The organism is Citrobacter sp. Cpo148, assembly GCF_030332375.1.
Lineage (GTDB): Bacteria > Pseudomonadota > Gammaproteobacteria > Enterobacterales > Enterobacteriaceae > Citrobacter > Citrobacter portucalensis.
This window is the reverse complement of the sequence record NZ_JAOWHY010000028.1, coordinates 20,381-34,441: the sequence shown is the minus strand read 5'-3', so window position 1 is coordinate 34,441 and position 14,061 is coordinate 20,381. Positions and strand designations below refer to the sequence as shown.

General features: G+C 53.9%; 13 protein-coding genes. 3 read left to right on the top strand and 10 right to left on the bottom strand.

Features of this window, described 5'->3' with window-relative positions:
• Nucleotides 1-34 precede the first annotated feature (34 nt).
• The 9 genes from OGY10_RS00860 to OGY10_RS00820 all read right to left on the bottom strand — a co-directional run bounded on the left by OGY10_RS00860 (nucleotide 35) and on the right by OGY10_RS00820 (nucleotide 6,693).
• Nucleotides 35-1,102 carry a carbon-phosphorus lyase complex subunit gene (locus tag OGY10_RS00860; RefSeq protein WP_191226521.1) on the bottom strand — a complete coding sequence of 356 codons (1,068 nt, stop codon included), beginning with the start codon at nucleotides 1,100-1,102 and terminating at the stop codon, nucleotides 35-37.
• Nucleotides 1,102-1,698 carry a phosphonate C-P lyase system protein PhnH gene (gene phnH / locus OGY10_RS00855; protein ID WP_008786957.1) on the bottom strand — a complete coding sequence of 199 codons (597 nt, stop codon included), beginning with the start codon at nucleotides 1,696-1,698 and terminating at the stop codon, nucleotides 1,102-1,104. Before phnH ends, OGY10_RS00860 begins: the two co-directional genes overlap by 1 nt.
• Nucleotides 1,695-2,147 carry a phosphonate C-P lyase system protein PhnG gene (gene phnG / locus OGY10_RS00850; RefSeq protein WP_008786958.1) on the bottom strand — a complete coding sequence of 151 codons (453 nt, stop codon included), beginning with the start codon at nucleotides 2,145-2,147 and terminating at the stop codon, nucleotides 1,695-1,697. The genes phnH and phnG overlap by 4 nt, the downstream gene beginning before the upstream one ends.
• A complete protein-coding gene (gene phnF / locus OGY10_RS00845) occupies nucleotides 2,148-2,873 on the bottom strand; it encodes a phosphonate metabolism transcriptional regulator PhnF (protein ID WP_286576044.1) in 726 nt (241 codons plus the stop codon).
• 20 nt (nucleotides 2,874-2,893) lie between these two features.
• On the bottom strand, nucleotides 2,894-3,673 hold the full coding sequence (gene phnE, locus OGY10_RS00840; RefSeq protein WP_016155398.1) for a phosphonate ABC transporter, permease protein PhnE: 780 nt from the start codon (nucleotides 3,671-3,673) through the stop codon (nucleotides 2,894-2,896).
• 133 nt (nucleotides 3,674-3,806) lie between these two features.
• Nucleotides 3,807-4,823 carry a phosphonate ABC transporter substrate-binding protein gene (gene phnD / locus OGY10_RS00835; RefSeq protein WP_191226520.1) on the bottom strand — a complete coding sequence of 339 codons (1,017 nt, stop codon included), beginning with the start codon at nucleotides 4,821-4,823 and terminating at the stop codon, nucleotides 3,807-3,809.
• A gap of 24 nt (nucleotides 4,824-4,847) precedes the next feature.
• Entirely contained in the window at nucleotides 4,848-5,636 is a 789-nt protein-coding gene (phnC, locus tag OGY10_RS00830) for a phosphonate ABC transporter ATP-binding protein (RefSeq protein ID WP_003826726.1), read from the bottom strand.
• A gap of 132 nt (nucleotides 5,637-5,768) precedes the next feature.
• Nucleotides 5,769-6,218: a VOC family metalloprotein YjdN gene (gene yjdN, locus OGY10_RS00825; protein WP_008786962.1), complete on the bottom strand. Its 450-nt coding sequence runs from the start codon at nucleotides 6,216-6,218 to the stop codon at nucleotides 5,769-5,771.
• A 139-nt stretch (nucleotides 6,219-6,357) separates the two neighbouring features.
• Nucleotides 6,358-6,693: a zinc ribbon domain-containing protein YjdM gene (locus OGY10_RS00820; RefSeq protein ID WP_003031835.1), complete on the bottom strand. Its 336-nt coding sequence runs from the start codon at nucleotides 6,691-6,693 to the stop codon at nucleotides 6,358-6,360.
• Nucleotides 6,694-7,234: 541 nt separating this feature from the next.
• On the opposite strand from OGY10_RS00820, the gene crfC reads away from it, so the two are divergent.
• Together crfC and OGY10_RS00810 are read left to right on the top strand one after the other, a co-directional pair.
• Nucleotides 7,235-9,592, top strand: coding sequence for a clamp-binding protein CrfC (crfC, locus tag OGY10_RS00815; RefSeq protein ID WP_191226519.1), 2,358 nt, complete (start codon nucleotides 7,235-7,237; stop codon nucleotides 9,590-9,592).
• Nucleotides 9,589-10,482 carry a diguanylate cyclase regulator RdcB family protein gene (locus tag OGY10_RS00810; RefSeq protein WP_032942133.1) on the top strand — a complete coding sequence of 298 codons (894 nt, stop codon included), beginning with the start codon at nucleotides 9,589-9,591 and terminating at the stop codon, nucleotides 10,480-10,482. The genes crfC and OGY10_RS00810 overlap by 4 nt, the downstream gene beginning before the upstream one ends.
• 30 nt (nucleotides 10,483-10,512) lie before the next feature.
• On the opposite strand, the gene kdgT is transcribed toward OGY10_RS00810, so the two are convergent.
• Nucleotides 10,513-11,511, bottom strand: a complete 999-nt coding sequence (kdgT, locus tag OGY10_RS00805; protein ID WP_003826735.1) for a 2-keto-3-deoxygluconate transporter — start codon at nucleotides 11,509-11,511, stop codon at nucleotides 10,513-10,515.
• A 699-nt stretch (nucleotides 11,512-12,210) separates the two neighbouring features.
• On the opposite strand from kdgT, the gene proP reads away from it, so the two are divergent.
• Nucleotides 12,211-13,713, top strand: coding sequence for a glycine betaine/L-proline transporter ProP (gene proP / locus OGY10_RS00800; RefSeq protein ID WP_003826737.1), 1,503 nt, complete (start codon nucleotides 12,211-12,213; stop codon nucleotides 13,711-13,713).
• Nucleotides 13,714-14,061: the final 348 nt, after the last annotated feature.

Genomic DNA, 14,061 nt, shown 5'->3' with positions numbered 1-14,061 from the left:
CTCATCAAGATACGCAAAGTTGTAGCCGGAGAGGTTAGTGGTCACGGGTGGCCTCCTGTTGCAGGCGTTTGAGCAGTTCCAGTTCGGCCTGGAAATCGACGTAATGGGGAAGTTTGAGGTGCGAAACAAAACCCGCCGCCTCGACGTTATCCGCATGCGCCAGCACGAACTCTTCGTCCTGCGCCGGTCCTGTGACCGTTTCATCGTATTCGGCTGCCTGTAGGGCGCGGTCCACCAGCGCCATCGCCATCGATTTACGTTCGCTCATACCGAACACCAGCCCGTAGCCGCGGGTAAAATGGGGGGATTCGTTTTCTGGTGCGACAAACCCGTTCACCATTTCACATTCGGTCATCAGCAGTTCGCCGACGTTAACCGCAAATCCCAGCTCTTCCGGCACCGTTTCCAGTTCCACATAGCCGCTGCGGATTTCGGCGGCAAACGGGTGATTGCGCCCGTAGCCGCGCTGGGTGGAGTAGGCCAGCGCCAGCAGATAGCCTTCGTCGCCGCGCATCAGCTGTTGCAGGCGTGAAGCACGTGAACAGGGATAAACCGGCGGTGTGCGGGTGATGTCGTCGGGTGTCGCGCCATCATCCTCTTCACGCTTTGCCAGTCCCTGGTTGGCCAGCAGGGAAAAGACGTGCGGGGAGGCATCCTGTACGGCGTCTGCGCTGCGCAGGGGCGGCGTTTCGCCATTGGCCAGCAGGGTAAAATCCAGCAGGCGATGGGTGTAGTCATAGGTTGGACCCAACAGTTGCCCGCCGGGAATATCTTTGTAGACCGCCGAGATTCGGCGCTCAAGGCGCATTTCTGCGCTGTTAACCGGTTCACTGACCGCCACTTTTGCCAGCGTAGTGCGGTAGGCGCGGAGCAAAAAGATGGCTTCGACGTTATCGCCGCTGGCCTGCTTCAGCGCCAGTGCCGCCAGTTCGCGGTCGGCGATGCCGCCTTCGGTCATCACCCGGTCGACGGCCAGGTTCATCTGCTGTTCGATTTGCGCCACGCTCAGTTCAGCAATGGTCTCATCGCCCCGGCGTCGGTTTTCCTGCAGGGCGTGGGCGTTGGCTATCGCCTTTTCGCCCCCTTTGACGGCGACGTACATCAGCACACCTCCACATGGGTGGTTCGCGGAATAGCCAGCAGGCGTTCGCCGCAGGTGAGGATCAGATCGACCCCCAGTGGGAACGGGTGCGGGCGTTCGGTGAGTTCGTGAATCAGACATTCCGGCAGCTGTGGCGCGATCATGCGCTCTTCGGCAATGCCCGCGCCGGTCAGACGCAGCATGCGTCCGCCGCTTAAGCCAGAGACCTGCACAATCAGCGTAGCGCTGGTCTCTGGCGCGACGGCTGAACCGGCGGAGAGGGCGTTAAGCTGTTCGCTGCTGATGCGCTCGTCGGCGACGGCAAAGGCCGCCAGCTGCGGCTGATCCACCAGCGGCGCGTTGGTATGAAAACGCAGGTTCTGGCGGGCGATATCGTTATCCATCGACGGTGCCAGCCAGACCGGCGTGTCGCCATCGACCAGGGTCAGCAGCACGCTGGTGGTTGCCAGACCCAGCGGCTGCCAGCCGTGTTTCAGTTGATGCAGGGCGACGATTACGCCCGGTTCGCTCATGGCTTTCAGCAGGCGACGAAAGCTCTGCTGAGCATCCTGAACGGGTAAATTAAAAGCGGTCAGAAGTGCTGTAGATCGTGTCATGCGTTATCTCCGCGTACCAGCGTGAAGAAGTCGACCCGGCTGGCGTTGACTTCGGCACGGCGTGCGTTAATCAGCGCATCGCGTTCCGCTTCCAGCGGGGCAATTAAGGTTTCCATTAGGTTCTGGAAATGCGTTTGTTCCTGCAGCAGTGCGTCAATCACCGCGCACTGCTCGGCATGTTGTTTATTGCGTCCCAGCAGGTAGCTGTAACCCAGCGTGCCGCTCTTCAGGCGTACCACTGCGCGAGTTAGCGTGGTGTCACCGGCAAAGAAGCGGTTGCCGGTACCGCCCATACGGGCCTGGATCTGCATCAGTCCGCTTTCCGGAGCGCGGATAAGTTCATAGTCCGGCGTCAGTTTGAGCGCGGTGATGCGGGCGTTCAGGGCATCGGCATTGCTGTAAGCCAGCGCGCGCATCCAGCGCTGGCGGGTGGCGGTATCGAAATGCATTCAGTGCTCCATAGTGAATTCGATCATGTCGGCGCGGGTCAGGCTGACGGAGTATTCCGCCGCGTGTTCTTCGCCTTCACGGTGGTTCAGGGTGCGCACGCACAGCAGCGGCGCCATATTGGGGATTTCCAGTACCTTGCTCTCTTTGGCGTGCGCGCGGCGGGCGCTGATGCGCGTTTGCGTACGCAGCAGCGTCAGGCCGGACTGTTCGCGCAGGTAGTCGTGCAGCGAACCGCTGTTAAAGCCCTGCAGCAGCGGCCACAGCGTGAGGTCGGAAAAATAGTGGTCGATCTGGCACAGCGCGATACCGTTAACCCGGCGCAGGGTGCGCAGGTGAATCACGTTATCGCCCTCGTTAATGCTGAGCGCGTCGGCAATGTGGCTGGAGGCCGGGCGCAGCACCGCCAGCAGTTTTTCGCTGGTGGGGTGGCTGCCCTGGTCCAGCAGGTTCTGACTAAAGCGCGCCTGGGCATTAAGCGGGTAATCGAACGGGCGCATCAGCACCAGCACGCCGACGCCCTGACGACGCTGAACCCAACCGCGTTCAACCAACTGGTCAATGGCGCGGCGCAGGGTGTGGCGGTTTACCTCGTAGCGCGCGGCAAGCTGATGCTCGGCGGGCAGATAGTCACCGCAGCGATAATGTTGACGTAGCTCCTGCTCAAGTCTCGCGGCAATTTCCTGATAACGCGTTGGATAACTGGTCGGATGTGTAGACAAGTGCATAGCAATCAATGCCTCGCTAATCAGATAAAGTGCTTACGCAAACGCTGGGAAAGGAAATCCAACAGGCTGACGGTGACGATGATTAACACCATCAAGGCGCAGGTTTGCTGGAACTGAAAGCCGCGAATCGCTTCCCATAAGGTCACGCCAATACCGCCTGCACCCACCATTCCGACCACCGTGGCCGAGCGAACGTTGGATTCAAAGCGATACAGCGAGTAGGAAATAAGCAGCGGCATGACCTGTGGCAGAACGCCGTACAGAATCTCTTCAATTTTGTTGGCACCGGTGGCGCGAATGCCTTCTACCGGACCTGGCTCAATAGCTTCTACCGCTTCGGAAAGCAGCTTGGAGAGCACCCCGGTAGTGTGGATAAACAGCGCCATCACCCCGGCGAATGGGCCTAACCCGACGGCGACCACGAACAGCATGGCGAAGACCATTTCATTGATGGCGCGGCAGGCGTCCATCAGGCGACGCATCGGCTGGTAAATCCACCACGGCACGAGGTTATCGGCGCACATCAGGCCGAAGGGAATCGACAGCACAACGGCGAGGGCAGTCCCCCAGACGGCAATTTGCAGGGTGACGGCCATTTCACCGAGATAGTCCTGCCACTGGCTGAAGTCCGGCGGGAAGAAGTCGGCGGCGAAGGTCGCCATATTGCCGGAATCCTGGATCAGCGTGAGCGGGGCCATTTCGGCACCTTTCCACGAGACCACCAGCACGGCGAGAAGGATGGCCCAGCTCAGCAGCGAGAACCAGCTACGTTTGGGCGGGGCGACGGTGATGGTTTGCATGTTTAGCTCCTGGGTGTCGATGTTTCGGGTCTGTTGTAGGCCGGATAAGGTGCTGGCACCGCCATCCGGCATGGAATCCCTTGCATTGCCTGATGGCGCTGCGCTTATCAGGCCTACAATTTGGTCACCAGGTTTACTGCACCGCTTTGGTGACGCTGGTCATAGCGCCCAGTGCGGCGGTCAGACGGTCAAGGTCATCGAGCTGCGCTTTCAATGCCGAGGTTTTGCTGGTTTTCTCTTCCTCATTCAGCCCTTTGTTGTCCTTCACACCCTGCATCTCTTTAAACAGTGCCAGCTGGCGAATCGGCACCAGTTGCAGATCGCTGGAGGCGCGGAACGGTGCCCATCCCAGGCGTTCCAGTACGGTTTTCTGTTCCGGCGTTTTGCCGTAATTCATAAAGAAGTCGTACACCTTGTCCTTGGTGGTTTCGGAGAGGTTTTTACGCCAGACGATCGGATCGCCCGGGATCAGCGGCGACTTCCAGATCACCTTCAGTTCTTTCAGTTTTTCCGGTGCGGAAGTTTTCAGCTTGTCGAGGTTTTCGGTGTTGTTGGTGGCGACATCAACCTGCTTGTTGGCGACGGCCAGCGCGTTGGTTTCGTGTCCGGCGTTAACGGTGCGTTTGAAGTCGCTGGCGGAGATGTTGTTTTTGGCGAAGACGTAGTAACCGGGGACGAGGAAGCCTGACGTTGAGTTGGGATCGCCGTTGCCGAAGGTCAGATCCTTACGTTTGGCGATCAGATCGTTCAGGTTATTGATCGGGCTGTCTTTGTTAACGATCAACACGCTCCAGTAACCAGGGGATCCGTCGGCGGCGACGGTCTGGGCAAACACTTGCCCGTTAGCGCGATCCACCGCTTCCATTGCCGAGAGGTTGCCGTACCAGGCGATATCAACTTTGTTAAAGCGCATTCCCTGGATGATCCCAGCGTAGTCCGGGGCGAAGAAGGCGTTCACTTTCACGCCCAGTGATTTTTCCATGTCCTTCAGGAACGGTTCCCACTGCGGTTTCAGGTTTTGCTGTGATTCAGTCGAAATAATGCCAAAGTTCAGCGCTTTCTCTTGTTCTTCGGCATGCGCCGGGCTTAACAAGGTGCTGATGCTGAACATGCTGGTAAACGCCAGCGCGGCAACGGCCTTGTAATTCATGTTTATTCCTCAGTTCGGGCAAAGTTAAGCAGCTTGCGCGTTCTGTTCGACGCGGTTCATGCTGCGGTAGAGATGGTCAAAACGATCGTTATCAAAATGCTGGCTGCTGCCGTCAAAGAAGACGTTGCCCTGGCGCAGCGCGACGATGCGTTCGCAGTAACGCAGGGCGTAATCCACCTGATGCAGCGTGACGACCACGGTGATGCCGTCGGTCTGGTTTATGTCGCGTAGGGTGTCCATCACGATGCGGGCGGATTCCGGGTCCAGCGAAGCAATCGGCTCATCGGCGAGGATCACTTTGGCCTGCTGCATCAGCGCGCGGGCGATTGCGACACGCTGCTGCTGACCGCCCGAAAGCGTGGAAACGCGCTGGTATGCAAAGTGCGCCATGCCCACGCGGGTCAGCGCCTGTAATGCACGCTGTTTTTGTTCCTGGCTAAACCAGCTAAAACAGGTACGCCAGAACGGCGTGCTGCCGAGCGCGCCAATCAGGACGTTCTCCAGCACTGTCAGGCGGTTCACCAGATTGAACTGCTGGAAGATGTAGCCGGTGTGGGCGCGGCTTTTGCGGATATCGCGTGCCAGGCGGCCTTCATGTTGAACGGTGCGGCCCAGCAGCTCGACGCGGCTGCCGGGGGATTTATCACCGGTGATCAAACCGCTTAAATGACGTAAAAGGGTGGATTTGCCGGAGCCAGACGGCCCAAGCAGAGCCACCATCTCACCGGAACAGATGTTCAGATCAACCGCATTGAGCGCCTGATGTTGATTGAAGGACTTGGAGAGTTTCTCGACGCGAATAATCGTTTGCATGATGCGGCCTCCCTAAAAAAGTGGCCCCATCGTGGCGGATTAATGTGACGTTTTCGTTAAGGGATGGTTACTCGACGATGAAGAGTTGAGCGCTATTTGATGACAGCACGGGAGGGCTGGCCTCCCGTTGGATTACTCTGTAGGGGGTTGCTGTTGTTTGACGACGTTGATCATCCACGGCACGCCATACTGGTCGCTCACTTTACCGAAACCGTGGGCCCAGAAGGTTTCCTGCCAGTCCATTTCGATTTTTCCGTTTGCTGCCAGGTTATCAAACCAGCGTTTGCCTTCATCGACGTTTTGCGTGTCGAGCACCAGCGTGAAGCCAGAGTAGTGAGCATTTCCGTCCGGGGCGCTATCGCTCATCATGATGTCACTGCCCGCAACGCGCAGGTTGGCGTGGGCGATGGCGGTGGCGGGGAATTTCAAGCCTGAAGGGCAACCATCTTCGCTATCCTGCGCCGATTTGGGCATTTCACCGAAGTTGATTTTGTAGAGTAGCTCAGCGCCTAACGTTTTTTGATAGTAGGCGATAGCGTCAGCGCAGTTGCCTGCAAAGGAGATATAGGGACTTAACGGCATAATCTTTACCTCAGGTAAAAGAAGCCAATTAAGTGTAGTTAGCGTCTGCAAAAATAAACCAGGCGGGAAGTATGAGCTTCCCGCCTGGCAGATGAGCTGGTGTTGACCTGATTAGCGTCGCGCTATCAGGCAATTTGCATCAGTTCTTTTTCACAAACTCAGATTTCAGCTTCATTGGGCCAAAGCCATCGATTTTGCAATCGATGTTGTGGTCACCTTCAACCAGACGAATGTTTTTCACTTTGGTACCAATCTTCAGCATGGAAGAGCTACCTTTTACCTTCAGGTCTTTCACGACGGTCACGCTGTCGCCGTCAGCCAGCAAGTTGCCGTTGGCATCTTTAACGATCAGTTCGTCGCTATCCTGCGCCGGTTCAGCATCGTTCCATTCGTGAGCGCATTCCGGGCAGATGAACATGCCGTTATCTTCGTAAGTGTATTCGGAGTTGCATTGCGGGCAGTGTGGTAATGACATGTGGATTTCCTCAAAAGTCAGCAGGGGCAAATGCGCCCAAAAAATGGCAGATTGCCGAAAAAGGCCGCAATTATACATAAAATCCCTGCATTTGTCGGGACTACTGCGCGATTACGCAAAATGATCTGCTGTAAAGACCCTCTGCTTTCACCTCAATGAAAGTATGGCGGAATATTTTTTAAGGGAAATTGCTACGCTTAGATATTTAAGATAAGGTGAGGCGAAATATCTGATATTCATAGGTAACATTGCTTAGAGATGCCTAAGTCATTGTGATTGAATATCATTGAACCCCTTAAATTTAGTAGGGGGATTCCGCTGGCATTTTTTAAAACTGAACTACGCTGTCTATCTTTCTTACTTATTTTCATAAGTGAGAGGCATCAGGCCAGCGGTTATACACCAAATTTATTTTAATAATATCAATTGGTTGTTTTGATTTTAATTATTTCTATACGTAATTATAAAAGCCAAAAAATCTATAAATAAAACGATTGGGCTAAATAAAAGCAATGCCATTTGCGTTAAGGAAAAATTTTCCATGCACACACAGACAATATATGAATTAAGTCAGGAAGCGGAACGCTTGCTGATGCTCTCGCTTGAACATCTCAGGCAATTGCAAAAATTGCCTATGACGTCGTTGGATGATGTCGCGCTAAAACAAGGAGAGCATAGCAGTCAGGTTGTTCAGCCCCTGCATTTCAGCGCGCGTGGCATGGATGTCCAGCAAGCAACGCTCAATAATGAGCTGCGCAAGATTACGCGTCTGGAAATGGTGCTGGCGATTGTTGGCACCATGAAAGCGGGAAAATCGACGACGATTAACGCGATTGTGGGGACAGAGGTGTTACCTAATCGTAATCGCCCCATGACGGCGTTACCAACGCTAATACGCCATACGCCGGGGCAGAAAGAGCCGGTGCTGCATTTTTCACATGTCGCGCCGATCGATGCCTTAATGAAGGTTTTGCAGCAGCGCGTGCGCGAGTGCGATCGCCTGCGTCTTACGCAGACCCTGGAAATTGACAAGGATATGAATGTCCTGCTGCAACATATTGAAAATGGTGTGGCATTTGAACGGTATTATCTTGGCGCACAGCCTATTTTCCATTGCCTTAAAAGCCTGAACGACCTGGTGCGCCTGTCAAAAGCATTGGACGTTGATTTTCCTTTTGCTGCCTATGCTGCGATTGAGCATATTCCGGTTATTGAGGTTGAATTTGTCCATTTGGCCGGACAGGCAAGCTACCCAGGGCAATTAACGCTGCTGGATACGCCGGGGCCGAACGAGGCGGGGCAACCGCACTTACAAAAAATGCTCAATGAACAGCTGGTGCGGGCCTCTGCGGTGCTGGCGGTGTTGGATTACACCCAACTGAAATCGATTTCCGATGAGGAAGTGCGTCAGGCGATTATGGCGGTCGGCAAGTCAGTTCCTCTGTATGCGCTGGTGAACAAGTTCGATCAGAAAGACCGCAACAGTGACGATGAAGACCAGGTGCGGGCGTTGATTTCCGGCACATTGATGCAAGGCGGAATCGCCCCTGAAAGAATTTATCCGGTCTCCTCAATGTGGGGCTATCTGGCGAACAGGGCGCGTCATGAGCTGACGACGCGCGGGCGACTGCCGGATCATCAGGAGCAACGTTGGGTGCAGGATTTTGCCGAAGCGGCGCTAGGCAGACGCTGGCGCACCACCGATCTTGACGATACGGAACACATCCGCCATGCCGCCGACCTGTTGTGGGAAGACTCGCTGTTTGAACAGCCAATTCAGAAAGTGATCCACGCCGCTTATGCTAATGCTTCGTTGTATGCGCTTCGCTCAGCGTCACATAAGTTATTGAACTATGCACAAAGCGTGCACGAATATCTGGAATTTCGCGCCCACGGGTTAACGGTCGCCTATGACAAACTGCGGCTGAACATCACGCATATTGAAGAGGATATGCAGCAGTTAGAAGTGAGCCAGGGGCGGGTGAGCGATGAAGTCAGCCATGAAGTAGAACTGGCGCTGGAGGCTGCTGCTGCCTATCTCAGTGAGCAACAGACTGAGATTCTTTGCGGTATCAACACGTTCTTTGTCAAAGAAAACGTCCTGATGATGTCACAACACGGTCTGGGGAATGCTGTGAATACGGCAGAAATGGCCGGAGAGATGTTGGTGTTGCATGATGAAGGGCAGGCGAAAATTGTGTTAGATAAAATTCGCTCGTCCTGTGAGGGGGTATTGCTGGCGGCGCAGGAAAGCATCAGCCGGGACTTAGCCCTGCGTTTTGAACAGCTTGAGTCGACGCTCTCCCGGGCGCTAAATGACGCGATGCGGCCAATTGAGCAAAGGGTGAAAGAGGAGCTAAACCACGCCGGTTTTCGTGCGCGGATCCGTTTTCCAGCGTTCCATACGGCGATGTTTAATTTCAATACCCGCCAATTGTTTAACGAGGCCATTGAGCAGGATATTCCGGCAGAAAATGCGCCGTCTACTGGCGGTGTGGTGCGTGACACTTTCTCTCGTTGGCTAAATCAACCCAACTGGGGATGGAATGATTACGTCGAAACAAAAACGCGTTATCTCATTGATATGGGCGCATTGCATAAAAACCTTGTGCAGTACGTCTCCCAGTTTTGCCAACAAATTCGTAAAGCTTTAGCTGCTCAGGTCGATATCTCCGTTACGGCTGGCATGGCCACATTTTTTGCTGATTTCTCTCTGTGCCTGGCGCAATTGCAGGCGAGTCTGAGTGAGAGTCTGACGCTACGCCAACAAAATGAATCGGCGGTGAATGCAATGAATGAGCAATTGCAGCAGCGCATTACGATTGCGGCATGGCTTTATGAAGATTCCCGATTGCTGCGTGACGATATCAATACCCTTTTTGCAACCGAGCACACATGACTAACGTTTTACTGGAAGGCCCCGGGAGGACGCTGGAGTGTGTCTACCCGAAGTTTATGGTCGATCTGGTTCAGGGAGATGAAACCAAACGTTCCGGCGGTTTTCTGCAACAGCAGCAGCGGCTGCGTGCGCGTCTGACGCAGGAAGTGTTATCCCAAACGCAACTGCGTGCGTGGGTGATGGCGGGAGTGTCCAGCGAACATCTGGTGATGCGCCTTAAGCTGGTGGAGAAGCTGGCAGGCATGATTGATCCGGGTCATCTGGCGCTGGTACGGATCGCCGAAGGGTTGATGTTGTTGCAACAAACCGAACACCCGCGTGGGCTTTCAACCCCCGGTCTTTTACAGCAAATAAATTCACTGACTGACTGGTTTACCCAACGCGGTGCGTATAAAGAGAAGGCGCTGACCCAGCGCGGCCTGACGGTTCAGGCGGGTGAGCATAGCGAACAAATTTTTACCCGCTGGCGGGCTGGCGCGTATGACGGCTGGTCGTTACCAGGACGCTGTTTTGTCGCGCTGGAGGAGCTACGTTGGGGAGCTTTTGGTGATGCCTGCCGGTTAGCGAATGCCGATGTGGTGTTAATGCTAAAAGACAACCTGCGAACCATGGCGGCTCAGGCATTGGCGGACAGCGTGAATGCAGCGCCCGCTACGCGTCATTACTATCATCATTGGCTCAGCACGCCAGCTGTCGGCGGATCGGGCGAGTATAACGATATGCTGAGCTGGCTGGGGAGCTGGTGCGATGCGCAACGCCATCCGGTAAGCTGGTCGGTGACGCAGCGGTGGCAAAACGTGGCCTTGGGGATGCCGCGATTGTGTTCGGCAAAGCGGCTGGTCGATGCGATGGTTGAGGAGATTTTTGCACCGACCCTGCTCGTCAATTGAGCAGGGCTGGTGAGTAGGATAAAGGCAGGTTTAGTGGTGCAGAGAGTCTGCCGGGGTGGCCACCGCTTCGTTGGCGACCAGGTTTTTATTAAAACGTTTGGCGTACAGCGCGGTGATAATCGGCACCAGAATGGCGGTGACAATTACGCTGGCGGCAACCAGCGCCGTAGCGGATGCGGCAACCGGTTCGAACGCCGGGTTAATCTGGGCGATAATCACCGGGTTTGCTACCGCAGCGCCTGCTGCTGAAGAGGCTGCGACGCCTGCCGTACCGTTCCCGCCACCAATAACACGGTCAGCAATAATCAGCGGGATACCGGTGATGACGATAACCGCGACACCCAGCAGGATACCCAGCAGACCGGTATCAACGATCACGCTCAGGTTAATAGTGTTACCCAACGCGAAGCCGAAGAACGGGATCAGCACCGGTGTGGCTTTGCTGAAGAAAGAACGCAGGTCGTGATCCAGGTTGCCCAACGTAAAGCCAATCAGGAACGGTAATACCGCGCCGATGAAATGGTGTGGCTCGAAGGAGGCCAGACCCGCGGAGCCGAGGATCACCATGGTCATTAACGGACCGGATTCCAGAGACATCAACACAAATGCGCCAGACTCTTCTTTGGTGCCGTACTGGTTCATCAGACTGGCGTACAAACCACCGTTGGTCATGTCCATCGCGGAGACAATTGCCAAAACTGAGAGGCCTGCAAAGAACCCGGTTTGAATACCGGTATCAGGAATAAATGAAGCAGCAATCATTGCCACTACCCAAGCCACGGCTATTTTGGTTATTACCAGCGTACCGGACTTGCGTAATACCGTACCGGTTGCCCGCAAATCAATAGATGCGCCGATACAAAAAAACCACACTGCCAGAATCGGTACCGTTCCGCTGATCATTCCTTTGGTAAACGAACCAAAATACGCACCGGTATCCGGAGCTAACGTATTTAACACTGCGCCTAATAACAGAGGAATCAACATCATTCCGCCGGGGATGCGTTCAATCGTGGCTTTAATTTTCATAAACGTCCTCATGTCTTGTCGCTGCTGAAACTCGCGCAAGAGGGTAAAAATTAATAAATTCAAATGGTTACTAGTGTCTCTTAACAAAGAAAATCGCTATCTCTTTGTTTTATAAAATCTAACGCGGCATACGTTGAGCGTGTTGCTGCTCCCAGGGATATTGCGTCTGGAATTAGTTTGCATTCATGGGAACATTGATTCAATCAAAATAAAACGATGTTTTAGTTATCTTCATCACATATTCCGAGCAAAAATTCCAGGTTGCTCTGATTATTAAAAAAGCTGTGATCTTTTTGTGAAGGGATTAGGTGGTTTTTTTGCTAGCAGAATAATAGTGACTGCTGTGATTGTTGGCGCAATAAAGCGATTTATTCTTGTATTTAATTGTCAGTAAATCGCAAGCATGACATGTAAAAAAGCTGACTAAGAATGACCTAATTTACGCATGTTGACGAAATGAAAAACTATATGTGAAGTTGATCACAAATTTAAACGCTGTTAGGGTAAAGAGGTCATTAACCGCCCAATCAGGCGTCAACAGGTTCGGTTGTACTGTGCGTTTCTCGTCAGTGTAAGTAAACCTGCTACGCTTGTTACAGGGAATGCGCCTGTGCATTCCCCGCTCGATGATGACCCTGACGCATGGGCGTTAGGGGACTCGAACTGGAGCGTGACAGGGCTAAGTCTATGAGGACGAGTATGCTAAAAAGGAAAAAAATAAAACCGATAACGCTGCGCGACGTTACCATCATTGATGACGGTAAATTGCGAAAAGCTATTACCGCAGCGTCGTTAGGTAATGCGATGGAGTGGTTCGATTTTGGTGTTTATGGATTTGTTGCTTACGCATTAGGTAAAGTGTTCTTCCCGGGGGCTGACCCCAGCGTGCAGATGGTTGCTGCACTCGCCACCTTCTCTGTTCCCTTTCTGATTCGACCGCTTGGCGGATTGTTCTTCGGTATGCTCGGCGATAAATACGGTCGTCAGAAGATACTCGCTATCACCATCGTGATTATGTCGATCAGTACCTTCTGTATCGGTCTTATTCCCTCGTATGCCTCAATTGGTATCTGGGCACCGATTCTGCTGTTGCTATGTAAGATGGCGCAGGGGTTCTCGGTCGGCGGAGAGTATACCGGGGCATCGATTTTTGTCGCAGAGTACTCGCCAGACCGTAAGCGCGGATTTATGGGCAGTTGGCTGGACTTCGGCTCGATTGCCGGGTTTGTGCTGGGCGCGGGCGTGGTGGTCCTGATCTCAACTATCGTCGGCGAGGATAACTTCCTTGAGTGGGGCTGGCGTATTCCGTTCTTCCTGGCTCTACCGTTAGGCCTGATTGGTCTGTACCTGCGCCATGCGCTGGAAGAGACGCCGGCGTTCCAGCAGCACGTGGATAAACTGGAGCAGGGCGATCGTCAGGGTCTGCAGGAAGGTCCTAAGGTCTCGTTTAAAGAGATTGCAACTAAGCACTGGCGCAGCCTGTTGGCATGTGTTGGTCTGGTGATTGCCACCAACGTCACCTACTACATGCTGCTCACCTATATGCCGAGCTATCTGTCGCATAACCTGCATTACTCTGAAGACCACGGCGTGTTGATTATTATCGCCATCATGATTGGTATGCTGTTTGTGCAGCCGATTATGGGTTTGCTCAGCGACCGTTTCGGGCGTCGTCCGTTTGTGATCATGGGCAGTATTGCGCTGTTTGTGCTGGCGATTCCGGCATTTATTCTGATTAACAGTAATGTTATCGGCCTGATTTTCGCCGGGTTGCTGATGTTGGCGGTGATCCTCAACTGCTTTACCGGGGTGATGGCGTCAACGTTACCGGCGATGTTCCCGACGCATATTCGCTACAGTGCGCTGGCCGCCGCGTTTAATATCTCGGTATTAATCGCCGGTCTGACTCCGACATTGGCCGCATGGCTGGTGGAAAGCTCGCAGAATCTGATGATGCCTGCTTATTATCTGATGGTGATTGCGGTAGTAGGTTTGATTACCGGCGTGACCATGAAAGAGACGGCTAATCAGCCGCTGAAAGGCGCGACACCTGCTGCTTCGGATATTCAGGAAGCGAAAGAGATCCTCGGCGAACACTACGATAACATTGAACAGAAAATCGAAGATATCGATCAGGAAATTGCTGAGCTACAGGTTAAGCGCACGCGTCTGGTGCAGCAGCATCCGCGTATTGAAGAGTAACGGTGTTATTGCCTGATGGCACTACGTTTATCAGGCCTACGGGCAGCGTTGTACTCAGTAGGCCGGATAAGGCGCTAGCCGCCATCCGGCGCATGGCCCGGGCATTCGTGTTATTGCCTGATGGCACTACCTTTATCAGGCCTACGGGCAGCGTTGTACTCAGTAGGCCGGATAAGGCGCTAGTCGCCATCCGGCGCATGGCCCGGGCATTCGTGTTATTGCCTGATGGCACTACGTTTATCAGGCCTACGGGCAGCATTGTACTTTCGTAGGCCGGATAAGGCGTTAGTCGCCATCCGGCGCATGGCCAGGACACTCGTGTTATTACCTTATGAGACTACGTTTATC

Bases quoted from the DNA above. Each gene is read 5' to 3' on its own strand.
- phnH (WP_008786957.1), bottom strand. From the start codon at position 1,698: ATGACACGATCTACAGCACTTCTGACCGCTTTTAATTTACCCGTTCAG.
- phnE (WP_016155398.1), bottom strand. From the start codon at position 3,673: ATGCAAACCATCACCGTCGCCCCGCCCAAACGTAGCTGGTTCTCGCTG.
- OGY10_RS00810 (WP_032942133.1), top strand. From the start codon at position 9,589: ATGACTAACGTTTTACTGGAAGGCCCCGGGAGGACGCTGGAGTGTGTC.
- phnC (WP_003826726.1), bottom strand. From the start codon at position 5,636: ATGCAAACGATTATTCGCGTCGAGAAACTCTCCAAGTCCTTCAATCAA.
- crfC (WP_191226519.1), top strand. From the start codon at position 7,235: ATGCACACACAGACAATATATGAATTAAGTCAGGAAGCGGAACGCTTG.
- OGY10_RS00820 (WP_003031835.1), bottom strand. From the start codon at position 6,693: ATGTCATTACCACACTGCCCGCAATGCAACTCCGAATACACTTACGAA.
- phnG (WP_008786958.1), bottom strand. From the start codon at position 2,147: ATGCATTTCGATACCGCCACCCGCCAGCGCTGGATGCGCGCGCTGGCT.
- OGY10_RS00860 (WP_191226521.1), bottom strand. From the start codon at position 1,102: ATGTACGTCGCCGTCAAAGGGGGCGAAAAGGCGATAGCCAACGCCCAC.
- phnF (WP_286576044.1), bottom strand. From the start codon at position 2,873: ATGCACTTGTCTACACATCCGACCAGTTATCCAACGCGTTATCAGGAA.
- proP (WP_003826737.1), top strand. From the start codon at position 12,211: ATGCTAAAAAGGAAAAAAATAAAACCGATAACGCTGCGCGACGTTACC.
- yjdN (WP_008786962.1), bottom strand. From the start codon at position 6,218: ATGCCGTTAAGTCCCTATATCTCCTTTGCAGGCAACTGCGCTGACGCT.
- kdgT (WP_003826735.1), bottom strand. From the start codon at position 11,511: ATGAAAATTAAAGCCACGATTGAACGCATCCCCGGCGGAATGATGTTG.
- phnD (WP_191226520.1), bottom strand. From the start codon at position 4,823: ATGAATTACAAGGCCGTTGCCGCGCTGGCGTTTACCAGCATGTTCAGC.